Here is a 23,905-nt window from a genome sequence, read left to right as displayed (position 1 = left end):
CGCTCTCTCTAAATATTTGTTTTTGTTTTTTCGTGATTTTAGTGATTACTTTTTATCAACACTTATTCGGCTTCATCTAGTCTCTTACCTTGCTGCCACACCTGCTTGAGGTGAAGCTGCTCATCGAGCACAACAAAATTAGCCGCGGCTCCCGGTATTAATTGGCCAATGTTATTCTGGGTGCAGGTGAAGCGAGAGGCCGTAGTGCTCGCCATTACACTTGCACTTTTAAGCGATACGCCTAAATCGTTAACACAGTGAATTAGCGCCGAATGCATATCTAAACAACTGCCTGCCAGTGTGCCATCTGGTGTGGTTAGCTTTTCGCCTGTAGGGGTTATTGTGCGTGTAATCTTAGTGTCGAAAAAAGATACGGTATCTTCAACTCCTCCAACATGAGCCATGGCATCGGTTACCAGCATAATGCCCTCTTCGCCTTTTATTTTGCAGGCAAGTTCAGCCGACTTTGTGTGGAGATGTTGGTGATCGACAATCAGACCGCAAATAGCATCAGATAAAAGTGCAGCGCCCACCATACCCGGCTCTCTAGAGGTTAATGGCGACATGGCATTAAATAAGTGGGTGAACCCAGTAGCACCAGCATAAAGGGCTTGCTGCACCACCTCATACGGCGCATTTGAATGGCCCAGCGCAACAATCACATTCTCTTTAACAAGGGCTTGTATAACCTCAGGCGACACATTTTCTGGCGCCACGGTAACAATGACTTGGCCAATGTCTTTTCGCGTATATACCGCCAACTCTTCATCTGAGATTGACCTGATATGCGCAGCTTTGTGCACTCCTTTTTTTGCTACCGACAAATGCGGCCCTTCAAAATGAACGCCCATAATAGAGGGGTGATTTAAGCGTATAGCCTGAGATATAGCATCGGCGGCGCTGCAAATGGTGGCAAGGTCATCGGTGATAAGTGTGGGAAACAAACTCGTAGTACCAAATTGAGCATGGGCATTGGCAATAGTATTTACACTCTCTAACGTGGGGGCGTGATTAAACATAACGCCCCCACCACCATTCACTTGGGTATCTACATAGCCTGGGATAACCGTTCCTTTAATATGCTCATCCGTGCTATTGGTAACATTTCGCTCTTTGTCGCTGCTATCGACGATGGCAGAAATATTGCCGTTTTCAATTGTTATGGCCTGCTGTGTTTTCCACTCGCCTTTCACCAAGACGGAATCAACGTGAATAGTTTTTTTCATTGTGTTTTCGTTACCTTGTTAAGTCCTGGTGGCGTGTCTGGATTGAGCCCCATATCTACGGCAATATGTTCAATATCCAAATAGAAACGCTGCATAATAAGCAAGGGTAGCAAACGAGGATGAAGGCCACTATCATTGTTCGCTCTGGCAGCATTGATCGCTGTGCCAGAATTTATTTCTGTGCATTGAGCGCCGCGGCTTATTACATCACCCATAATACCTCTGTGAAGCGATTCGCTTTCATCATTAACAAGCAGCGACACTATTTTTAATTGCTGCTCAACTAATGTAACTGGCCCGTGGATAAACTCGGCGCTACTAAATGCCTCGGCATGAATGCCCAACACTTCTTTCAATTTAAGCGCCACTTCCCTACCAATCGCATATCCGAAGCCGCGACCCAATATAATGCAGTTTCGCGTTGCTATTAAAAACTCAGTGGTTAGCTGCATTGGCGCGCTCACTACTGAGTCTAAGCTAGCAGGCAACAGTTGAAGCGATGCAAGTAATTTATCGTTTTTACCCCAATGGGCGCATAAATGTAGCAGCGCAGACAACGTTGCTAAATAGCTTTTAGTTGCAGCAACAGCTTTTTCTTCGCCAGCAGAAATTGGAATAACCGCATCGGCCAAATGGGCCAGCGGCGACGCTTCATCATTCACAATGGCAATTGTAAACGCCCCACCCTGTTTAGCAGATTCGGCTTGCCTTAAAATATCAGGACTTCTTCCCGACTGTGAAATAACAAAGGCTACCGCATTATTCAGTTTTAATTGCTTATTAAACACGCCAGCAATACTGAGAGCCGCGCTACACACGGGTATACCCAGCTCGGTTTCAAATAAATATTTACCGAAAACTCCTGCGTGATCAGATGATCCGCGCCCTATAATGTAGATAAGTTGAGGATTAATACTGCGAAGCTTATCGGCAATTCGCTTCACATTATCGTCATTGCTTGATAACTGATTCTCTATCACTAAAGGAGCTTCTCTGGCTTCTTTAGCCATAACTGAAAAATTCATTATTCACCTGTTAAATTTGAGGATTGAAAATCGAAAAATCGGGTCTTAGCGAAAAACAGAGCGCCTTGCTGAGGCGATGACTTGCTCGACACAGTACGTGCCCTTATCTCGCTAGGAAGATGTTGAGAATAGATGGTACTTAGCCCGCCAATCATGGCGAGGGAACAATCATTATTCGCCAGCAACACGTTTGCCACACTCTCAATGTACTTTGCACCCTCTTTGAATAGGCTCACCACACTGTCTATCGAGATGTAAAGTAGCGGCAATATTTGCTCTACCAGCGCGGCAAAATGGTGAGTGTTGAATGTGGCGCATACGCTGACAATATCGTTCGCATTTTGCGTATTTAGTGCCTCACAAATGGTTGCCGACAATTCGTCTTCTTTGCGTAAACCGTCTAAACAGAGCAAGGTATGCTGTACAGCCTTTAAGCCAAGCCAAGCACCGCTTGCCACATCACCAATAGGAAAACCATGGCCGCCAATGTCGGTAAACACACCGTTATTCCAACATGTTGCCGACGAGCCTGTTCCGGTGATAATTGCCGCGCCATCTTGCCCATTATGTGCGCCTAAACAGGCAGCATGTAAGTCGCTAAGCAAATGCATTTGACGAAAAGGGTGAGACCATTCGCCAAACTTTTCTGCCGCTTGTGCAATATTTGCACCGGCCAGGCCTGCGCCAACCACGCATTGCTCATGATGTATAGAAAGCTCAGATACAGCAATTGCTTTTTCGATAGCCTCAACTATTGAGCGCTTTGCCAACACGCTATCGCGCATGATATTGGCAGGCCCACTGATGCTCTCACCAATGAGTATGCCATCGCTGTCTTCTATACGAGCTCGGCACTTGGTACCGCCACCGTCTATTCCTACAAAAAATAAGTCAGATTTCATTCACATCTTCTCATGCGGGAGTATGTCCCTGATTTTTTAGACAGCGCTTTTTGCAATGACAGCGCTGTCATTTTTGATAATAAAAACAATGAGTTAAGGCTCACCCTTGTAACACCAAAGCTCGACTGAATGCTTGTGTGCCTGCTACTCTCGTGCGCACATGAACATTACTATTACCCTTGCTGTTGATAGAAAAAGGCTGGGTAAACTCTCGCCATGTTTGTCCGTCTAAACTGTACTCATTGATTAAGCCGGGTAGCTGTTTCATTACAAGCTGACTGTCTTTAATAGCTGCGGCAGGGGTTGGTACACGCACGTTTATCCCCTGTTTTACAAGCGCTGGTAAGTGCTGTGTATAAAGTGCGTCTCTAAAGTAGTGCCAAGCTTGCTGGCGCTGAGTATATTTTGCAGTAGCGTTATTGCTGTTAGAACTAGCACTTTGGACCAAACCGCTTGGCTGCCACTCATTTTTATGCCAAGCACGCTCAGCTAGTGCCAGCATTCGCGGAAAAACCATGTATTCGACTGCCGCCTGGTTAACCGTTACTTCGCTCCAAAGTTGGCCCTGAATACCTATTACCGTCGCGGTATTGTTTGTTTTCGATCCCTCAAAGTCGTTGCCCATTCTGTTTTGCCAAATATTACTGTGCCGCGGCAAATTCTCAGGCATAAAAGAAAAGATTTTTTCGCTAGATGTCGCCTTCGATCCCCAGTAATAGCCTGGTTCATGAGGATGACTCGCATAGGGAAAGTCGAAATACAGCACGTCTGGAAATGACAGCACTACCGGTATGTTCTCATTGGCAAAATGGGCTACGGTATCGTTTCCACCCGCCGCTAAAAGATGCCATACATTAGTATATGCTTGCTTGTTGTCTAGGGTAGAGGCAGCTTTTTCCATACCATCACTCCACCCACCTATGGCTAGCCCCGCTTTTGTAGCAAGTTGCTGCACTCGGGTAACAAATTCAGGCAAAATACTGTCGATATTTACCCCTTTAGCATGACATACCGGTGATTCAGTCCATGCTCCTGCGGTTTCATCCGCACCAATATGAAAGCGTGTCAAAGGTACGTTTGCTGCCGCATGCAACGCCTTAATCTCTTGCATAACCGTATCGATAAACGCGTACGTGCTGTCTAAACAGGGGTTTACCGTATTGTCGTTATAAAACTGCACGCTTTCGTAGCGGGTAGTGTCGCCTTTATCTACCAGCAAGTATTGCATCGCGGCCTCTTTATTGCCCTCTTTCATAAAGCGTTCGTATCGAGCGTTCATAGACACAATGGCTGCTCTCGCGTGACCTGGCATATCAAGAGATGGAATGATTTCTATGCCTCGCTGGTGTGCATAACGTACTAACTCTATGTAGTCCTCTTTAGAGAGGTAGCCGTTTCCGATGGCGTTTCTATGCGGACCACTGCCAAGCTGCGGAAGTAAGCATTGAGTTTCTGATAAATCGTGACAACGGTATGCGCCAGTATTCGTAAGCTCAGGCAATGACTCTATTTCAATACGCCAACCTTCATCGTCACTAAGGTGCAAATGCAGAGTATTTAACTTATAAGTGAACATTTGCGTGATTACGCTTTTTATAGCTTGTTTACCGGGGAAGTGTCGCGCTACGTCCATATGCATACCGCGAAAGTCATATCGCGGTGAGTCTTTAATAGAGGTAGCCGTAAACTCTTTGTCGCGTTGATTGTAAAGCTGCATAAGCGTGAGCAGGGCGTAATTTGCTGCAACGTGATTAACTGCGTTTATCTCAATGCCTGTTTCACTTACAACAAGCTCATAACTGCTATCGTTATGTTTTGCCTGTTCGGCTAAAGAAGGCTTCGCAGCCGAATTGGTAGAGGGTTTAGATGCAGCATCTAGCCTCACGCTCTGTTTTAAGGCAGCACGCTGCGTGGACTCATCACTAATGACCACCGATACCATCAGGCCGTCGGGTTGCTCTTCAAGACCAAAGAATGACATTTGTGCTCGAGCAGGGGCTAGTAGCTCGGCATCTTTTTCCGAAAACGTTACGCCTGTCGCCCTTATTGTGTTGCCCGTATTTTCTTGTACCAACACCTTGGGGATCACGCGGTATGACCTATTTAGCCTTTCTAGAGGCAAGGTGGCTGACGGCTCTTCCCGCTCCAGCTTCTCATACATATACTCGCTATCCATAAGCGGCACGTTGTCGATGTTGGCTCGCTTGTACTGATCTTCTTTTAACCAGTCACCCGTGTGCCGATTGACAAGTAACCCACTGCCAAGCTCTTTGACACGAGTGGTAGAGGCCACCACAACAGGAGATAACTCGCCCAATGTGAGATAGTAATTCGCCATCGCGTCTGAACGAGATGCATGCCAAAACGGGGCAGCAATATCAATGCTTACAGGCGTATTGGCCGGAACAGCTTCATTGAATGTTAACCGATGGAGGTCGCCATTTAGGTGTGTTATCGCAATATTGCTTTCAGAGGAAAAGCCCCGGATTGGCGCGATATGACTAAAATAAAGTGAGGTGGTTGCGGCAATACTTTGCTCTTTCGCAAGCAATTGGATGCGAGATGAAAAACAATCACCTTTTAAAATGAAGGTCTTACAAAATGTATCATCGAGATTGCTTAGCACGTTGTAATTTACATCAAGGTGCTGTCCCAACGCATTTAACGCAGCTTGCTCGGGTTTTAATGTAGGGGCAGGTTTTACTTCACCCATCTTCACCGCGGCATTGGCACTCAGTGCACAACCAGCCAATAGCGACAGCGATAAACCTAAGATACGTCTCACTCTATAATTCCTTGTTGTTTCTTTCGCTTTTTCAAGCCGTTCTTTGAACTTGCTTTCTCAAACAGTTTTTTAAGCCATTTGCCTAATCAACTGCCGGAGCAAAACTGTAGAGGCAAGGCAAATGCCCTGCCCCTCATTCTTTTAAAGTTCTAATTCACTAACGTTCTAATTCGCTAAGAGATAAAACGTTGAGATTTCAGAACTCTGAGGGATTAGAACCTCATGCTAGCGCCTACAAAGAAACGGCGTCCATTAGCACTTTGCGTTCCACCAAGTCGCTTACCATCACTTGAGCGAACATAGTAGTTCTCCCAAATTTCATTGGTTAAGTTAAGGGCTTCAGCTTTAAGCGTAATAGTTTCGGTAATATTCCAGCTAAGCTGCGCATCAAGCTGCGATTGCTCATCGCGGAACTGATCGCCTATTTCCGCTTGGGCAATAAAGTACTCCGAACGATAGTTGTAGTTTAGACGCGCGCTGTACAAGTCAGTTTCGTAGAACACCCCAACGTTGAAAGAGTCTTTGGACGTATTTGGAAAGCTAACTGTGCGAGAAGCTAGTGTTGCCCCTGTTATATTGCCGTCGGCATCAGTTACTGGCACCGCTTCGTCAACCTGTGCATCTGCTACGTCGGTATAGGTGTAGTTAGCGTAGCCACCAAACCCATTTTCAAACACGTGCTGCACTTGTACTTCAACACCGTCAATGCTGGTTGAACCGCCATTTTCAGGGGTTCTTAGCTGATTAATTTGCTGGCCATCAATTTCGCGAGACACGGTTTTAGTAAAGATAAAGTCGTTAATATCTTTCTTAAATACCGTGATTGCCGCAATAGACGATTCGCTAAAGTACCACTCGGCACCTACTTCAAACTGATTTGCGGTAAGCGGATCTAACTGCGGGTTACCGGCAGAGCCTGAACTGGTTTCGGGCGTTAAATTAACTGCAGGTGCTAATTGGAAAGGCGCAGGACGAGTTAGTACCCGTGATGCAGCCATTCTGACTAATACGTCTTCAGCTAAATCGTAAGACAAGTTAATGCTTGGCAGCCATTCATTATACCCACCGTCAAACGAAACCGCTTCACCAGAATTTAAGTCAAATCCATTCGAGGTTGAGTCGGTCTCTACATAGCGTAAACCCATGTTACCTCTAAAGCCTTCACCGCTAAACTTGGCCATGACATATAGCGCTGTAATGTCTTCTTCTACTTCAAAAGAAGACTCTGGCAAGAAGCGGTCTGTAGTGCGGCACAACGTTGTTTCATCGCCTGAACACTCGGCGACGTTATAAAATGCGTTGTACATGCTGTCTTTATCTGGGAAGAAATAGCTTGCTGCTACCGCATTGGTCTCGCTGTGAGACACGTTTAGCATATCGCCGCTCCAAAAATCAGATGCAGGCCCTAAGCTTCCCTCACCTACTGGCGCTAAATTAGCTAAGTCGGTTCTGTAACGCGACTGTGAAAAACTTCTATCGCGGCGTTTAACCCCAGTTTTCACTTCGGTAATAGCGCCCCAATCTACAGAGTGCTCGTAATCAAACTGCACATAGTTTTCAGTATCTTCTGTGCTGTTAAACTGGTCGAATATGCCGCCCAACCACATCTCGTCTGTTGGGTTAGCTAACCACGGACTTGCAGTAGTAAAGTCGATATAGGGCGAATCACCGCCTGGGTTATAAAAATCGAACGCGGCGCGAGGATCGTTAGCATCAGCCCAAAACTCGGTAAAGAAATCGCGGTTCTCGCCCTCACCCGTTGTGGTACCAATTTGGAAATGCAGCACACCATTGTCGGTAAGATAGTTACCTTCAATATCAATAATCTCCGTAGACATCTCTGAACCGTCGCGGAAAATATTGTCATACGCAATGAAGCGGGCCCAAGCTGGACGCTGCGGCAAACCAGTTACATTAAGCGATTCTACAACGCCGTCGCTCACAGTACCCGTATTGGTATCTGTACCCATATAGGCAATGCCGCGAAATGGAATACCGATAAGATTTGAGTTTACGTTGTCTGCTTTAAGCGTAGACGATAAATAGTGCACCGACATATCGAAGTTATCGGTTGGTGCCCATTGCGCGGTAACATCGAAACCAACCCGCTCACGATCTTGTTTAAATAAAGCAGAACCCATTCCCCAAGGGAGCGCTCCTTTTTCCTGCGCACCGCTTGGCGCTTCGATAAGCGGGTCGATACGTGGAATGCTAGGGCCAAACCAACCAAAGTCTTCGTTGGTCTCACGCTCTACGGTACGTTCTTGGTATGAGCCCGAAAACAAGATACCAAATGTTTCTTCTTCATTTTTCCAGCTGTATAAGCCAGATACGGAAGGGTCTAAAGCGTCGGCGATGTCGCCGTACTGGCCTTCAATAGACAATTGACCAGAGTTTGCCTCTAAGTCGAATGGCTTTCTGGTTTTTAGTATTACCGTACCGCCTAACGCGCCTTCGTCAATATCAGCTTGAGATGACTTGTATACTTCAAGTCCCGCAATCATTTCGGAGGCTAAAATTTCAAAGTTAAAGTTACGTGTGGCATCTGATAGTACAAACCATTGCCCAGTACCTACTGCTTGACCATTCACTAAGGTCAAGTTTTGATCTGGTTGCACACCACGAATGGTAACGCCTTGGCCTTCACCGAAATCTCTATCAATAGTTATACCAGGCACTCGTGCTAGCGTTTCAGCCACGTTTTTATCTGGAAACTTGCCAATATCCTCCGCTGTAATTGCGTCGACAATAGCATTGGAAAAACGCTTAGCGTTGATGTTTGCTTTTTGGCTGCCGCGAATTCCGGTAACTTCGATGACTTCCGTTTTATTGTTTTGCTCTTGTTCGTCTTGCTGCTGTTGTGCAAATGCAACCGGCATTGTCATACCGCTTAATGCGCCCATTGTAATGGCGAGGCGAATGCTTCTTGTGAGTTTGCTTTGTTGATTTCTATACATGGTCTTAACCTTCTCTCAGCCAAAATGACAACGCTGTCATTTATTATAATAATAAAATGACAGGCGCTGTTTTCTGCATATATTTAAAGATGACAACGCTGTCATTAGATGTTAAGTTACATGACTAGATGTGAACGCGCAAATAAAAATTTAACAAATACGCAATAAAAATTACTTATCTGTTGAAATTTAAAGCAATTTTTTCGTGAGGTGAAAATTGGCTGCAACTATCAAAAGTGTCGCTGAGTTGGCCGGTGTTTCAATTAAAACCGTGTCTCGTGTGGTAAACAAAGAAGGGACGGTTAAGCCCGATACACTTAAGCGAGTAGAACAGGCAATCGCAGAGCTAAAATACACGCCAAACAAGGCTGCGCGGGATCTTGCAAGCAACGTAACGTCGGTACTTGGTTACGTTTACGACAACCCCAATGCTTACTACATCATTGATATGCAGAAAGGTATTTTAGATGTCTGCCGCAAGAATAACTTCGAGCTTCTTATTCACCCCTGCGATGCAAGCTCTGAGAATATTGCACAAGAATTAGTGGATATGGTGGATTCAGCACAGCTTGCTGGTCTGGTACTTTCTCCGCCTTTATCCGAAATGCCCGATGTATTGCATCACCTCGATAATAAAAACATTAGCTACGTACGCATTTTGTCTGGCGACAGCGAATTTAGCTCTACCCTACCCTATGTGTTGGTAAACGATTTCAAGGCCGCCTTCCAAATTACCGAGCATTTAATTGCCCAAGGCCACAAACACATTGCATTTATCGCGGGTGAAGTGATTCACAAATCTACCACCGAGCGCTTAAATGGTTACAAAGCTGCGTTAGAAAAAGCCTCTATCCCCTTTGATGAATCGCTAGTTATAGAAGGTACCTATTCATTTGAAACCGGGGTAAAAAGTGCAGATGTATTGTTATCAATGCCTTCACGCCCCACCGCGGTATTTGCCTGTAACGATGAAATCGCAGCGGGTACGTTGTTTGGCGCGAGAATGAAAGGCGTAGATGTACCCAACGATTTAGCCATTGCTGGGTTTGAGGATAGCCCATTCTCACGACAAACTTTTCCGCCGCTAACAACCGCTTCCCAGCCCACTAATGAAATCGCGCAATCTGCGACCTCCTCGCTTATCCAATATTTAAGGGCAAAAAAGACCAAGACTAATTTCAATAATTTAACGCAAACCTTTACCCCTCAATTAGTGGTGAGATCCTCTACGGAGGTAACGCTATGAAGGCATTACCAAATAAAATTGTTATTGTTGGCGGAGGCAGCGCAGGCTGGATGACTGCATGCTATCTTGCAAGAGCTGCTGAGCTGACTGGCTCTTTCTCGCAACAAACGCTGCATGACCAACAAACGCGGCATTCTGCACAGGGTTGCAGTATTACATTGCTAGAGTCTTCATCAATTCCCACTGTAGGCGTGGGGGAAGGTTCCACCCCCTATTTACGACATTTTTTTGCCTATTTAGGCGTGGAAGAAAGCACTTGGATGGAAGCCTGTAACGCTACTTACAAAATGGGCATTAACTTTGAAGGGTGGAATAAAAGCGATGACTCTCCCCCATCTCGAACGCCCTCTTATTTCCATCCGTTTTTCTCAGCGCTTGATGTGCCTACTGCCGAGCATTATTTTACAGCCGTAAACCAACGGCGGCATGGTCAGCCAAGTAATATCTCTGAGTCACATTATTTTACCGCCGCCGAAATGGTAAGGCAGAACATCGCACCGAATACCATAGTAGATAGTGCTAATATTGACTACGCTTATCATTTTGACGCCGGCTTGTTAGGCGAGTTTTTAAAGCATTACGCCACCAGCAAAGGCGTTAATCATAAAGTGGGCAATGTGACAAAAGTGCCTACTTTCAATGACAATATTCAAGCAATCCAAACAGATTTACACGGCACGTTACACGCCGACTTATTTATCGACTGCTCTGGCTTTCGCGGCATTTTAGGTAAAAAAGCGCTGAATAGATCGGTTACATCCTATGCCGATACTCTTTTTAACGATGCCGCGGTAGCGATACCTACTAAACGCAGTGACATCATAAAATATCAAACACGTTCAGTAGCCCTAAGACATGGCTGGCAGTGGAATATTCCCCTTACTGCACGCACAGGCAACGGCTATGTGTATAGCTCTCGCTTTTGTTCATCCGTTCAAGCAGAGCAAGAGCTAAGAAGTGTGTTAGATGAAGGCACTAACCTTAAAAATACCCCTGCCCGTCATTTGAAGATGCAGGTAGGCAGGTTGAATACACATTGGGCGGGCAACTGTTTAAGTATCGGCCTGTCTCAAGGTTTTATAGAGCCGCTAGAAGCGACCGCTCTTATGCTAGTGCAATACGCACTGCATCATTTCATCGATTGTTGGCAGCAGCCAATACCAGATACCCGTAAACACGCTTTATACAATAACGAAATGAATCGTATGTTCGATGGCATTAGAGATTATATTGCTGCTCATTATTACCTTAATACCCGTAACGACACACCTTATTGGGTAGCGTGTAGAAACGAAATGAAGGTGCCAGATACTCTTGCTTACTTGTTAAAAGAGTGGGACAGAGGTGCAAACTTCGAAGACGCGCTAAACGAGGTAGATGCCAACTTAGTGTATTTACGCCCCTCTTGGTATTGTATTTTTGCCGGCATGAGGCGGTTTTCACCGCCAACGGGTGACAGGGTCGTGGAAACGCTGAACCCTCATCAAATGCTAAAAGACATACTGCGTAAAATGCAAAAGCCTAATACTGAGACGTGCTGATCTGTTAGTAGCGGTTTTCAATATTAACATTTATAAATATAATGTAGTTTGGTTAGGCAATTAGAAATACTTATATAATGAAACAGCTTTCGTTGGATAACTTGCGTACATTTGTGAGTGTTATAGAGCTTGGCGGCTATGCTAAAGCCGGCGACTTTCTTGGTCGCTCTCAACCGGCTATCAGCTTGCAAATTAAAAAGCTGGAGTCTCAACTCGACAGAAAGCTGTTTATTAAACTAGGCCAGCGGCATGTACCCAGTGCAGATGGAAACTGGTTGTATGCCAAAGCAAAAGAATTGCTTGAACTGAACGACAGTATATTTCGAAGTTTAACCCCGGCCCCACTGAGTGGCCGCCTTCGATTAGGCATTCCCAACGAGTTCGCCTCTACCCTGTTGCCAGGGTTAATTGGTGAATTTTCAAAGCGCTACCCCGATGTATCATTAGAAGTCACGTCCTCTCTCAGCCGCGACTTGCTGCATCCTAGCCAGCGCGATCACTTCGATCTTATTTTGGCTTTGGTGAACCCCGATGAAGACACCGAAGGCGACGTGGTGTTAGAAGATGATGTGGTGTGGGTGGGAGATAGTTCCCATCCGCTTGTAGGTAGCACTATTCCCCTTGTACTGGCCCCAGATGGCTGTATGTATAGAAGCCGAGTAATAGAGCAACTTAAACAGCAAACATTTGCATGGAAAATTACCTATACCAATGCTGATTTAGGCGGCATAACCGCAGCTATTCAACAAGGACTAGGCGTTACCGCATTGGCAAAATCGAGCTTACCTGCAAACCTAACGCTTCTTAATCACCCTCACCTACCTAAGCTGGGGAAAGTGAATATTTGCTTGTTTAACCAAGACACCCAGCACCCTGTTATTAGTAAAACCTTGGCGGAATTTTTCACTACTCGGCTTAAAAATAACTAGCGGATTAATTTGGTTTTTGAAGGTGGTCTTTGAAGGTAATCTCCAAAGGTAGTCTCTGAAGGTGTTGAATAAGCGCGCATAAGCAATGCGCGCCCCTTTGCAACATGAGTTAACTCAACGATGCTTATTTTAAAAGCACTAGGCAAGAGGCACTAAGCGACCTAGCGGTTCTTCTATCGATACAGGTGGCTCAGTAAAGTATCGTGGGCCTTTGTCTGTCATATACAAACAATCTTCCAAACGCACACCAAACTCACCGGGTATGTATAAGCCAGGCTCGTTAGAAAAACACATACCCTTTTTAAGCGGTGCTGTTTCGCCGCGCACAAAGTTCACGCTTTCGTGACCTTCCATGCCAATGCCATGCCCAGTGCGGTGACTTAGCCCAGGTAATGCGTAGTCTTTGTCGTAACCTTGAGTAACGTAGTAAGCTCGCACGGCATCATCAACCTTACCAGCAGGTGTGCCCACTTTGGCTGCGTTGAACGCTACATTTTGCCCTTCTCGCACGGTATTCCATACGTCTGTCACTTTTTGTGATGGCTTACCGAATACAAGCGTACGACTGATATCGCTTTGATATCCATGCACACTACAGCCGCTATCAAGTAATACCACTGAGCCTTGTTGAATAACTTGTTTTGCATTGGTTCCGTGAGGATAAGCGCTAGCGTCATTAAACAGAGCCAAGCACCATGTCTTGCTGCCACCCAGATTCTGCTGAGCTTGGTGCATAAGAGCTTTTACATCTGCTTGTGTCATGCCTTCTTTTAAATGGCTGAATACCACATTATAAGCCGCTAACGTTATTTCGTTTGCTTTGTGCATCAAGGTTAATTCAGCTGCGGTTTTATACATTCGGCAGCCACGAGTTATAGGCTCGGCAGGCACAATATCTATGTTGGGCATAGCGCTACCCACACCGTTCACTACAAAGTAGCGAACACTGCTTTCAACACCCAGCTTGCCGCTGGTAATGCCTCTTGATTTTAGGATATCAGCAACGACATCAAAAGGGCTTTCATGCTCTTGCCATACGCGAACGTCATCGCCCACTTTGAGAGACTCTAATACGCTTGGCTTTTCAAAAAATGGCGTAACAACGGCAACATCCCCTTTTTGAGGAATAATAAGCGCCGTTAGGCGTTCGCTACGCCACCACTGAATACCAGAGAAGTAATCCATTGCCGCGCCAGGCTCAATGAGAATGGCCGATACACCTTGTTCTTTCATCAAAGATTGCGCTTTTTCAATGCGCGCTTTTCTCTCTGAGTTTGTAATTGGCGCAACACCTTTTGTAAGAGGCTTGAGCGATGATAGCGGTTCTGCATCTTGTCTATCAGATTGAAGAATACTGTCTGAACTTGCAGCCAGAGAAAGTGCCGGCGAGAGTGCTAACCCCGCACCTGCAAATTTCAAAAAATGGCGTTTATCCATAACGTTCACCTGTCGTTTATTTTATTAATTATTGTTTTATTTATTATAGATTTTGGGTTATTTGTTACGGCTAAAGCCCCATAGCATGACTAACAAAGGCTTGCTTTATAACACTAACCTTATCTGTGGCCGCTAAGCCAATACCTCGAATCAGTTTTTTGATAGGGTCATTGCCATCAAACAACAGCTTAAACCCGTCCATAGCTGCAATCATTTTCATAGCCTCGGTTTTGCGACTACGTTCGTACGGGCGCAAGTTTTTATGAAGCCCTATATCGCTTCCTTCGCTAGACAATGTTTGCAATAACTCAGCAAGTTCTAGTGCATCTTGCATTCCCAAGTTTGCCCCCTGCCCCGCTAGAGGATGAATGGTATGGGCAGCATCTCCCACTAGGGCAATGCCGTCTTTCGCCCATTCTCTGGCGTATCTCATAGTTAATGGAAATGCAGAACGCTTGGTTTCAAGCTCTACGGTGCCAAGAATGCTGTTGCTTACCGCTGCAAGTGCGTGGCAAAACGCTGTGTCATCCATTGCCATAAGCTCGTTGGCTTTATCAGGGCTTTGCGACCACACAATAGAGCATATGTTGGGTTCAGACATGGGCAATAATGCAAGAGGACCTGTAGGAGTGAAAGCTTGCCTCGCCACACTTTCATGGGACATTTCAGTTTTTATATTGGCTACAATGGCCGTGTGCTCATAATCTTTAAATGTAATGGGAAACCCGGCTTGCTGACGAACAAATGAGTTAGCGCCATCCGCACCAATAAGAAGCCGGCAGCTTAAAACATCGCTATTATCAAACATCACCATATTTTGATTAGGGCCAGACAATACGCGCTCTATGCTTGTCTCAAATACTTGAACGTTATTTTGTTTTTCAACGGTGTGAGCAAGTGCATTTACTAAAGCTTGATTCTCAACAATAACCCCTAGCGTGTCACTGCCCATTTCGTGGCAATGAAAGTGAATATCACCGAAGCTGTCTTTGTCCCACACGTGCATAGCCACATAGGGGTTGGCGCGGTTAGGCTGTACATGAGGCCAAACGTTTAAGTTTTGCAATGCCGTAATATTTGCCTGATTGATGGCGCTTACACGGGATGTGGCTTTATCACCTGATGCAGTAGACAACGGATGCTTATCAATAACTCCAACGGAAAGCGAGCTATCTTTAAGCGCGGCTGCGAGAGTTAAACCAACAATACCTCCGCCAACAATACCAATATCAACGTGCTGCATAAATCTCTCTTTCTGTTAGCGTGATAAAATTTAACGTCATGGTTTTATTATGCCCCTGCTCTGTTTTTTACCGTGCACCTAAGCCATAGCCTGTAGTTTGTTTCACAAACTGCTTTTTAGCAAAAGGCACCATACTCAGGGCCATTAATGATACGTTTCTGCCAACTACTAGGGGAAAGTGCTGGTTTGAGAACGTGTGAACCAAGGTATCGGTTAAGGTAATGGTGGCCGCTCTGTCTTTTTTACGTTTCTTTGCATAAGTATTGAGCACGTTAAACTGTCCCGGATCGAACTCACCGTCTTTATCTATAGAGCTTTTATTTAACCGTTCGCTTTGCAAGGTGGAAATAAGCGTATAAATATCTCGAAGCCCTAAGTTAAAACCTTGTCCAGCAATAGGGTGAAGGCTTTGAGCCGCATTTCCCACTACCACTGTTCTATGAGATGTTACCTCATCAACTAACTTTAAAGAAAGCGGATAACTTGCCTTATCACTTACACGTATAATCTTACCTTGGCGAAACCCGAAAGCGTCTTGTAGCGCGTCGACAAACGCTTTATTAGTCCTAGAAAGTAGTGCTTCCGCTTTGTCAGCTTTCACTGTCCACACAACGGAAAAGCCACAGCCTGTCGACTTTTGATTATCTATATCACTGTCGAAGGGTAAAAATGCCAGTGGCCCAGACTCTGTAAAACGCTCATATGCTTTATTATTGTGAGGCTGCTGAGTGTGTACATTAAACACTATCGCCGTTTGCTCATAATCGTTTGCTGTGCGCGTAAGCCCTACTTGCTGTGCAAGAGCAGAGCGTCCGCCATCGGCCAGTACAACAAGCTTTGCGCGACGAGTTTCACCATTATCAAGCGCCACCTCAGTGTAATTTTGATGCTGAGTCACACTCTGCACCGTCGCCGGTGCAATATGTTCATAGTCATTACTTGATGAAGCAACAAGGCGTGTTAAAGCACTTAGCGATACAACCTGCCCAAAGGAGGGAATGCGGTAGTCTTCGGCCGCTAGGTTAACTAAACCTAAGTGGCCGCGATCACTTACTTCAATGGAGTCTATGGAAGGTGGGGGTTCACCGTGATAAATATCTGCAAGTTTTTCCAGTGGAACATTGAGCGCTTTTAGCTCATCAACGGTACGACGAGCTAGCGCAATAACCCGAGTGTCGGTGAAAGGGTTAAAATCGAGAGCGTTGGCCTTTGAGACTTCGGCGACGCTTTGGATAACGGGCGCCGCATCAATGAGTGCCACACTTAACCCTGCGCGTTCGGCTAAACCTTTGGCCAATACACTGCCAACAATGCCTCCCCCTACTACTGCAACATCGACACTCTTCACTATTACGCTTTCCCTTATCTTTCACGTTTGCATCGCGCTTTGCATTTACATAGCACTGCTCTTTTCACTGCGCTGCTCTTTAACACTGCGCTTTTCTTTTACATAACGCTGCGCTTCTGCATAGATTCGAAGCTGTTGTGTAGCTCTTTCTACGCTTTTGCCATCAACTCTTCTATTTCATCAATTTCTTTGGGCACATCGGCGGTAAGCACATCAACACCGGTGGCAGTAATAGCAACATCGTCTTCTATTCTTACGCCAATACCTTTAAAACGCGCTGGCGCGTCGGTGTCTTCGCCAATATAGATACCAGGCTCTACGGTGATAACCATTCCAGGCGCTAGCGGACGGTCTTGATCATTTTGTTTGTAATCGCCCACATCGTGAACATCTAACCCTAAAAAGTGCCCTAGCCCATGCATATAGTACTGTCGCCAGCTCTCGTTTTCTAAATGCTCGGCTACGCTACCTTTTAAAATACCCAGTTCCACCAAGCCTTCGGTAATAATTTCAACGCTATGCCTCATTGCCTCGGGCAAAGTAACACCTGGTGCCAGCATATCTAAAACGCTTTTTTGCGCTTTTAAGACCACATTGTAAATGGCTTTTTGTTCATCGCTAAAAACGCCGTTAACAGGAAATGTGCGCGTAATATCTGCAGCATAACCTTGGTACTCCGCGCCTGCATCGATAAGAATTAAGTCGCCATCGTTAATTTGCGCACTGTTTTCTGTGTAGTGCAATATGCAGGCATTGTGACCACTTCCAACAATCGTGCCGTAAGCAGGACTACGGGCACCTGCCATGGCAAACTCATGATGAAGTTCTGCTTCAAGTTGGTATTCATAACAATTTGGGTGAGCAAACTGCATAGCACGCTTATGCGCTCTGGCAGTTATTTCAGCAGCCGCTTTCATCACCGCTACTTCGCTCGCCGATTTATACACGCGCATTTCATGAAGTGTGGGCTGCACATCGTGAACCGCGCTAGGTGCAAGTGATGATTTTGGCGCCCCTTTCAAAGTTTTTAGTGCAGTGAACAATATTTTATCATGTTGTTCATTTGCGCCTATTGGCGCATACAAATGATCTTGTCCCTGCATAGCCTCAAGCAACGCTTCTTCTAACTCTTGCTCTTCGAACGCTTCGTCTAAACTGAATCGAGATAACGCCGCATCGGCACCAAGCCGCTTTCCTTGCCATATTTCGGCCTGCTTGTCTTTTGCTTGTACAACCATGGCACGGTAACGCTCACCATACCTAGGGTTGTTCGACATAATTAGCCACGCATTCGGCTCTTCAAAGCCGGTCAAATACCAAAAGTCGCTGTCTTGTCTAAAAAGGTACTCGGTGTCTCGGCTTCGTGTTACCAACGAGGCCGCAGGAATAATACACACGCTGTTTGGTTGGCATTGTGCTAATAGTCTGTCTTGGCGAGAAATGAACTCTTGCGCACTAATCATAAATTCGCGGCCCCTGTGATAATTATTATTTTTTTAGTGAAGTGAAGGCTTGTCTTTTTGGTCGTCTAGTAATGATTGGCCTAGCTCGCTAAAGCACAGAATTGCTGATATTTTCACATATTCTTCTACTTCAAAAAGCGCCTTTTCCGACTCTTCATCAGCTTCCATAGGTTCTTCCATTCGAGAGATATCTGAAAAGTCTTCAAGCGCTTCCTTAACATCGTCTGAACACTGCACCAAATCTTGTTGATGTAGCCCAAAACCCAACATAAAACCCTGCACCCAATTAATTAGTGCTGCGCCGCGATCGTTAATAGGCGCCTGATCCTCTGGCAGCAGTAAAGACAAAGCAAATTCAGGTTCAAGCAATTGCTGGCATGTTTGATTAAACAATGTAGTTAATGTAAATACGACCGATTCGGAAAAGTCATCGCCCTGATTAACAGTTTCGCTTAACGCTTCAAGCCATTTCTGGTCGGTAAGTGACATACCACCGCACAACATTCCACATAGAATTCCGTGTATTTCGGCGCCATCCACTATTACGCCGTGCTGTGATAATTTATTGGTAACGCTGTCGTAATCGAGCTGCTTTTCCACTGATAACTCTCTTTTATTTCGTGTTTGATTGTATTTTTGAGGTGTTGCACTCAGTACCGGACTAATAACCGGAGAAGGCACCGACAAGTAAGTTCAAGAGAAATGATGTCTTTACCTTACATAAATAACGCGCTCGCTAAGAGTGCAAGTATCGGTTGGCGCTTCTTCAATCATAGTGACCTTCATGATGTCATATTCAAACGAGCATAGTAGCAAAATCGCATTATAAAACCCACTTTTGCCATATTGATTACTCACTGCGCAAACAGAAGTTAAAAAGCAAGGAAACGTTGAACTTCACTGGTAACGACAACACATTTCTACTACCATCTTGTTGTGGACAAGGACTTCCCCTAGCAACGGGTAAAAGCAATCAAGCATTTTAAAAGACAGAATGCTTTAAAGTGATATCACTTTTACTGTAGATCCGTTCTTGTTGATAGCGCACTAGTTCTATTGATTGAGTTCTATTGATTGAGTTCTGTTTCTTGAGCTTGAAACTTATGCGTGTATACTTAGCAACCAATAGATGCTGACCATTTGGTCAAGAATTAACTATTCTAGAGGCAGCTATATTCAACAATGCAACGTTTTACATCGCATTAGAGTGATCCTCTTCACTGGGATACGCGTTTGGTATACCCTGTTGCGTTAATACAATAACAATGTTTCCTGGGATGTTTGCAAGTTCATTCATGTCCCTGGCCGATGCTTTAAACCTAGGAAGTTGAAACCGTGACTATTGTGCAAGCTCGGCTCGTATCGAGACGCCTACGGTCACAGTGATTCTTCCGCCCTGAACTTTTCGGTTCACGGGCGAAAATGGACACGCGGCATTCTGGGAGACGCCCTCTTTCGACGGAAGAAGAAATGGCAATAATAAATTTTGGCTCCATAAATATCGATCACGTTTATCAGGTAGACCACTTTGTTCAGCCTGGTGAAACCATAGCCTCCACTCACTATCAAACCTTGTTAGGTGGTAAAGGAGCGAACCAGTCTATCGCCCTTGCACAAGCAGGAGCAGATGTCAGACACGTTGGCAGTATTCACGAGAATGACGCATCGTTCAAACAAGCGCTAATTAAGAAAGGCGTCGATTGTCGCGGTGTTAAATGCTCTGAAACCCCTTCAGGCCACGCCATTATACAAGTAACCCCAAGCGGTGAGAATGCCATCGTACTTTTTGGCGGCGCTAATCAAACCATTACAGCCAAAACAGTAATGGCCGCGCTAGACGATACCAAACCGTCAGATTGGGTACTTACGCAAAACGAAACCAGCAGTATTGACGAAGTCTTACGTCAGGCAAAAGAGAATAACCTTAAGGTTGCCTTTAATCCCGCCCCGATGAGTGAGTCTGTGAAGGCTCTCTCTCACGATTGTATTGACTTGCTTATTGTGAATGAAACCGAAGCTGCGGCATTAACGGGTAAAGATGAGCTTGACGACATCGTTGCTGAATTCAAACAGCATTGGTCTCATTGTGAAGTCATTATTACGCTTGGAAAAGCCGGCGTAATGATGCTGCGCGGTGATGATGTTATTAATGTCAGCGCATTCAGCGTAGACGCCGTGGATACTACCGCCGCGGGTGACACCTTTATTGGTTACTTCTTATCAGCCTACAGCAATCATACCGACGCCAAGCAAGCGCTTAAGCGAGGGTGTGCTGCGTCTGCTATTGCCGTTACACGTGAAGGCGCAGCGCAAAGTATCCCTACGCAGAAAGAAGTCGACCGATTCTTGGCTAAACACGCCAACTAAAAATTCAGAGAGTATTTCATGGCACATAAAATAATTTTAGACACGGATCCGGGCATCGACGATGCAATGGCCATCTTTTTTGCATTTCAGTCACCCGACATCGAGCTGCTAGGTTTAACCACGGTTTACGGAAACGTTCCCGTAACAATGGCAGCGCAAAATGCGCTTACATTGTGTGAAGTAGCTGGAAAAGACGTTCCGGTAACAAAAGGCGTAGGTATGCCATGGGTTGGACCTGAATCTACCTATGCTCATTTTGTTCACGGTGAACACGGTTTTGGCCATATGAAACCAGAGCCTCCAAAAGGTGAACTAGACCCACGCAGCTCGGCTCAATTTATTGTAGATATGGCTCGCAAATACCCAGGCGAAATAACATTAGTAGCAATTGGTCCGTTGGGTAATTTAGCGCTAGCACTTCGTTTAGAACCAGAATTACCTAAATTGGTGAAAGGGGTGAGCATTATGGGCGGTGCAGCGTTTGTACCAGGTAATGTAACCCCGGTTGCCGAAGCCAACATATGGAACGACGCTCATGCTGCAGAAATTGTTTTCGCCGCAGACTGGGAATTGACGATGTTTGGCCTAGATGTCACCAACGACGTGCCTTTCGCACCAACGTTTGTCGACGTATTAGCAGAGAAAAACCCAACTTTGGGCGGCTTTGTGCAAGAAAGCGCACAATTCTACATGGACTTCTACTCGCAAAACCGCGAAGACAGAGTATGTTTCTTCCACGATGCGTTTCCAATTGCGCACTTGCGTCACCCTGAGCTATTTGAATTAACAGAAGGGCACGCAAGAGTTGGAACAGGACCGCTCGACAGAGGCCAAACAGTGGTGGCTCCAAAGGGTACAACACCAAGCCCGCTTTGGAATGAGGCAAATATTATAAAAGTTGCAACTAAAGTCGACCACGGCAAGCTTGAGAAATTGTTCATAGACACCTACGCTCTTTAAACGCTATGCTCACTAATAGCAACGCTTTAAAGTAAGATAGTATTGGGGAGCACTACGCTCCCCTATTAGTGTGTCATTCTGAGGTTAATACATAAGTTCTATGAAACGTGCCCCTATTCCAGAAAACGAAAAAGAACGGTTAGCTGAACTGCTCAGCTACGATGTATTAGATTCAGAAGCAGAACAGCTGTTTGATGATTTAACCACTCTGGCATCCCAAATCTGCGGAACACCAATCGCTTTAATCAGTTTGGTAGACCCAGACCGTCAATGGTTTAAATCCCGGGTTGGACTGGATGCGACAGAAACATCACGCGATATAGCGTTTTGTTCTCACGCAATTTTACAAAAAGAAATTTTTGAGGTTCCTGATGCCACGAAAGACGAGCGCTTTCGCGATAACCCGTTAGTAACAGGCTCTCCAGATATTCGGTTTTATGCCGGAACCCCGCTCACCACGCCTGCAGGCTACGCTATTGGTACATTATGCGCCATCGATAAAAAACCGAACAAGCTGACCGATGAGCAAAGAACCGCACTGAAAACTTTAGGGCAGTCTGTGGTAGCGCACTTAGAACTAAAGCGTAAAAACAGAGAGTTAGAGCGTACAAGTCAGTTTAAATCGGACTTTCTTTCTTATATCAGCCATGAAATTCGCACGCCCTTAAACGCAATTAACACTTTTAGTAATTTGCTTGAAAGTGAGGCTCGCAAACTCGAATTACCTACTCAGTTCACTTCATCGCTTTCACACATAAGCAAAAGCGGAGAGCGTTTACTTGAAATAGTAAACTCTGTGCTAGATATCAAACAGATAGAAGCAGGTAAAATGCGCGTTTTGCCAAGGGCTGTGAATACCAAAGACTTTTTCACTCATTTGTTTTCGGTTTCGCGGGTGCGCGCAGAGCAAAGTGATATCACCTTTAGCGCTACAATAGACTCTACTGTGCCAGTTTCAATTCAACTAGATGACACAAAGTTCGGGCAAATTGCGCTTAATATCTTGTCGAATGCGATTAAGTTTACTCAAAAAAATAACGCTGTGACTTGCTCGGTAAAGTACAAAAAAGGGGCGTTAATTTTTATCGTGACCGATGAAGGCATTGGAATAAGCGACGAAGATCAAGAGCGTCTTTTCACTCGCTTTGAACGCATGGACAATGCGCAGACCATTCCCGGTTCGGGGTTAGGGCTTAGCATTTCCAAACAACTTGTCGAGCTGATGAGTGGTACATTAAAACTAACCAGTAAATTGCACGAAGGCACTCGAGTTAGCATATCTATTCCATGTTCTCAAACAGAGTCAACGTCATCAATTAAAGCCTCTCCCCAAAGCGCAGCGGCCCAGCTTACGGTAAGTAAACCCGTAAACGTTCTTATTGTAGAAGACCATCAAATTAACCAAGCGGTTATTGTGGCTTTATTCGAAAAGTTAGGGCTTGGCTTTAGCGTTGTTGCTACTGCAGAAGAAGGCATAGAATTTACCTCGTCCAATAACGTAGATCTAATTTTAATGGACTTAAACTTACCCGGTATCCAAGGCGACCAAGCCTCTGCATTAATTAAGAAAGACCACCCCAACCTTCCCATTATCGCATTAACAGCTGATGTCATTACCGGGGCAAAAGAGCTTAAAGAAAGAGGTTTAGACGATGTGCTGACTAAACCAATTAATGCGGCGGCGTTGGTAAAAATATTAAACCATTATCTAGGCGACTAATAAGCTATGCCTAGCCCCGTTACATCGAGTCATCAGCAACTAGAGAACCCAATCAATTTGCGCAATGATTTACGTAAAAATTTGCGCCATCAATTACGCACTGTAAGAAACTCTATCTCTTTTGAGCAGCACGCTGAATCTGCCTTTCTAGTGAAAAAACAACTTAATTCATTAGCTTGTATATCAAATGCATCATCTATCGCCGCATACTTGGTAAACGATGGCGAACTAGACTTAAGTAAGTTTATACAACAGAAGTGGGAATCAAAACCATCTCCCACGTTTTCAATACCTGTTTTACACCCCGTTTGTAAAGGCCACCTGCTATTTCTGCAGTATGCTAAAAGTACACCCTTGGTAAAAAATAAGTACCAGATAGACGAGCCCGAATTAGCTTGCCAAAACGTTATTCCAACCCACGCGTTAGATATTATATTAATGCCTTTAGTGGGTTTTGATAACAAAGGCAACCGACTAGGTATGGGAGGGGGCTATTATGATCGAACGCTAGCCTTTACCCGCTCCAGCGATCAAAAACCACTGCTTATTGGCATTGCGCACGATGAGCAAGAGGTAGACACCCTGCCCTTCGCCTCTTGGGATATCCCGGTTGACGCTATAGTTACACCTACCAGAATACTGACTTTTTCTTCTCTTATAGCCTAGGGCGTGTTTTAGGTTTTCTCATAGCATGAGAAGCTCAAATTTACATGCCTCTGCTTCTTATCTTTGCTCATAAACCGACGCTTGTCTTTT

General features: G+C 45.2%; 17 protein-coding genes and 1 other RNA gene. 8 read left to right on the top strand and 10 right to left on the bottom strand.

Annotation, left to right across the window (positions count from 1 at the left end):
• Positions 1–62 precede the first annotated feature (62 nt).
• From nagA to GTW09_RS13455, 5 genes are all read right to left on the bottom strand, one after another.
• On the bottom strand, positions 63–1,226 hold the full coding sequence (gene nagA / locus GTW09_RS13475; RefSeq protein WP_163112298.1) for an N-acetylglucosamine-6-phosphate deacetylase: 1,164 nt from the start codon (positions 1,224–1,226) through the stop codon (positions 63–65).
• Complete coding sequence (gene nagB-II / locus GTW09_RS13470; RefSeq protein ID WP_163112297.1) at positions 1,223–2,251, bottom strand: glucosamine-6-phosphate deaminase NagB-II; 1,029 nt, start codon at positions 2,249–2,251, stop codon at positions 1,223–1,225. Before nagB-II ends, nagA begins: the two co-directional genes overlap by 4 nt.
• Positions 2,251–3,153 (bottom strand): glucosamine kinase nucleotide-binding domain-containing protein, encoded by a 903-nt coding sequence (locus GTW09_RS13465; protein WP_163112296.1) that lies wholly within the window; start codon positions 3,151–3,153, stop codon positions 2,251–2,253. Before GTW09_RS13465 ends, nagB-II begins: the two co-directional genes overlap by 1 nt.
• A gap of 100 nt (positions 3,154–3,253) precedes the next feature.
• A complete protein-coding gene (locus GTW09_RS13460; protein WP_338024961.1) occupies positions 3,254–5,938 on the bottom strand; it encodes a family 20 glycosylhydrolase in 2,685 nt (894 codons plus the stop codon).
• Between the two features lie 212 nt (positions 5,939–6,150).
• Entirely contained in the window at positions 6,151–8,895 is a 2,745-nt protein-coding gene (locus GTW09_RS13455) for a TonB-dependent receptor (protein WP_163112295.1), read from the bottom strand.
• 217 nt (positions 8,896–9,112) lie between these two features.
• Between GTW09_RS13455 and GTW09_RS13450 the strand changes: the two genes are divergently transcribed.
• From GTW09_RS13450 to GTW09_RS13440, 3 genes are all read left to right on the top strand, one after another.
• A complete protein-coding gene (locus GTW09_RS13450) occupies positions 9,113–10,141 on the top strand; it encodes a LacI family DNA-binding transcriptional regulator (protein ID WP_163112294.1) in 1,029 nt (342 codons plus the stop codon).
• Positions 10,138–11,682 carry a tryptophan halogenase family protein gene (locus GTW09_RS13445; RefSeq protein ID WP_163112293.1) on the top strand — a complete coding sequence of 515 codons (1,545 nt, stop codon included), beginning with the start codon at positions 10,138–10,140 and terminating at the stop codon, positions 11,680–11,682. Before GTW09_RS13450 ends, GTW09_RS13445 begins: the two co-directional genes overlap by 4 nt.
• 77 nt (positions 11,683–11,759) lie before the next feature.
• The gene (locus GTW09_RS13440; protein WP_163112292.1) at positions 11,760–12,611 is read left to right on the top strand and encodes a LysR family transcriptional regulator; all 852 of its coding nucleotides are present in this window, start codon (positions 11,760–11,762) and stop codon (positions 12,609–12,611) included.
• 138 nt (positions 12,612–12,749) lie between these two features.
• Here GTW09_RS13440 and GTW09_RS13435 read toward each other — a convergent pair whose 3' ends face one another.
• The 5 genes from GTW09_RS13435 to GTW09_RS13415 form a co-directional block, all read right to left on the bottom strand.
• Entirely contained in the window at positions 12,750–14,048 is a 1,299-nt protein-coding gene (locus GTW09_RS13435; RefSeq protein ID WP_163112291.1) for a M24 family metallopeptidase, read from the bottom strand.
• 70 nt (positions 14,049–14,118) lie between these two features.
• Positions 14,119–15,291 (bottom strand): FAD-dependent monooxygenase, encoded by a 1,173-nt coding sequence (locus tag GTW09_RS13430; RefSeq protein WP_163112290.1) that lies wholly within the window; start codon positions 15,289–15,291, stop codon positions 14,119–14,121.
• A gap of 67 nt (positions 15,292–15,358) precedes the next feature.
• Positions 15,359–16,639, bottom strand: coding sequence for an FAD-dependent oxidoreductase (locus tag GTW09_RS13425; RefSeq protein ID WP_163112289.1), 1,281 nt, complete (start codon positions 16,637–16,639; stop codon positions 15,359–15,361).
• A gap of 149 nt (positions 16,640–16,788) precedes the next feature.
• Complete coding sequence (gene pepP, locus GTW09_RS13420) at positions 16,789–18,102, bottom strand: Xaa-Pro aminopeptidase (RefSeq protein WP_163112288.1); 1,314 nt, start codon at positions 18,100–18,102, stop codon at positions 16,789–16,791.
• Positions 18,103–18,135: 33 nt separating this feature from the next.
• Complete coding sequence (locus GTW09_RS13415; RefSeq protein ID WP_163112287.1) at positions 18,136–18,702, bottom strand: UPF0149 family protein; 567 nt, start codon at positions 18,700–18,702, stop codon at positions 18,136–18,138.
• A 666-nt stretch (positions 18,703–19,368) separates the two neighbouring features.
• Between GTW09_RS13415 and ssrS the strand changes: the two genes are divergently transcribed.
• From ssrS to GTW09_RS13390, 5 genes are all read left to right on the top strand, one after another.
• Positions 19,369–19,551: non-coding RNA, 6S RNA (gene ssrS / locus GTW09_RS13410), on the top strand.
• Between the two features lie 21 nt (positions 19,552–19,572).
• The gene (locus GTW09_RS13405) at positions 19,573–20,469 is read left to right on the top strand and encodes a ribokinase (RefSeq protein ID WP_163112286.1); all 897 of its coding nucleotides are present in this window, start codon (positions 19,573–19,575) and stop codon (positions 20,467–20,469) included.
• Positions 20,470–20,487: 18 nt separating this feature from the next.
• A complete protein-coding gene (locus tag GTW09_RS13400; protein ID WP_163112285.1) occupies positions 20,488–21,429 on the top strand; it encodes a nucleoside hydrolase in 942 nt (313 codons plus the stop codon).
• Between the two features lie 100 nt (positions 21,430–21,529).
• Positions 21,530–23,149, top strand: a complete 1,620-nt coding sequence (locus GTW09_RS13395; RefSeq protein ID WP_163112284.1) for an ATP-binding protein — start codon at positions 21,530–21,532, stop codon at positions 23,147–23,149.
• Between the two features lie 6 nt (positions 23,150–23,155).
• Positions 23,156–23,815 (top strand): 5-formyltetrahydrofolate cyclo-ligase, encoded by a 660-nt coding sequence (locus tag GTW09_RS13390; protein ID WP_203565761.1) that lies wholly within the window; start codon positions 23,156–23,158, stop codon positions 23,813–23,815.
• Positions 23,816–23,905 lie beyond the last annotated feature (90 nt).

This window comes from Alteromonas hispanica (assembly GCF_010500915.1).
Classification (GTDB): domain Bacteria; phylum Pseudomonadota; class Gammaproteobacteria; order Enterobacterales; family Alteromonadaceae; genus Alteromonas; species Alteromonas hispanica.
Note: the sequence above shows the minus strand (reverse complement) of the source record. Positions and strands in the feature narration are given on the sequence as shown.

What these genes read in the sequence shown, in the direction of transcription:
- GTW09_RS13390 (WP_203565761.1), top strand. Translation starts at nt 23,156, where the DNA reads ATGCCTAGCCCCGTTACATCGAGTCATCAGCAACTAGAGAACCCAATC.
- GTW09_RS13400 (WP_163112285.1), top strand. Translation starts at nt 20,488, where the DNA reads ATGGCACATAAAATAATTTTAGACACGGATCCGGGCATCGACGATGCA.
- nagA (WP_163112298.1), bottom strand. Translation starts at nt 1,226, where the DNA reads ATGAAAAAAACTATTCACGTTGATTCCGTCTTGGTGAAAGGCGAGTGG.
- GTW09_RS13395 (WP_163112284.1), top strand. Translation starts at nt 21,530, where the DNA reads ATGAAACGTGCCCCTATTCCAGAAAACGAAAAAGAACGGTTAGCTGAA.
- GTW09_RS13445 (WP_163112293.1), top strand. Translation starts at nt 10,138, where the DNA reads ATGAAGGCATTACCAAATAAAATTGTTATTGTTGGCGGAGGCAGCGCA.
- nagB-II (WP_163112297.1), bottom strand. Translation starts at nt 2,251, where the DNA reads ATGAATTTTTCAGTTATGGCTAAAGAAGCCAGAGAAGCTCCTTTAGTG.
- GTW09_RS13465 (WP_163112296.1), bottom strand. Translation starts at nt 3,153, where the DNA reads ATGAAATCTGACTTATTTTTTGTAGGAATAGACGGTGGCGGTACCAAG.
- GTW09_RS13455 (WP_163112295.1), bottom strand. Translation starts at nt 8,895, where the DNA reads ATGTATAGAAATCAACAAAGCAAACTCACAAGAAGCATTCGCCTCGCC.
- GTW09_RS13430 (WP_163112290.1), bottom strand. Translation starts at nt 15,291, where the DNA reads ATGCAGCACGTTGATATTGGTATTGTTGGCGGAGGTATTGTTGGTTTA.
- GTW09_RS13405 (WP_163112286.1), top strand. Translation starts at nt 19,573, where the DNA reads ATGGCAATAATAAATTTTGGCTCCATAAATATCGATCACGTTTATCAG.
- GTW09_RS13435 (WP_163112291.1), bottom strand. Translation starts at nt 14,048, where the DNA reads ATGGATAAACGCCATTTTTTGAAATTTGCAGGTGCGGGGTTAGCACTC.
- GTW09_RS13440 (WP_163112292.1), top strand. Translation starts at nt 11,760, where the DNA reads ATGAAACAGCTTTCGTTGGATAACTTGCGTACATTTGTGAGTGTTATA.
- pepP (WP_163112288.1), bottom strand. Translation starts at nt 18,102, where the DNA reads ATGATTAGTGCGCAAGAGTTCATTTCTCGCCAAGACAGACTATTAGCA.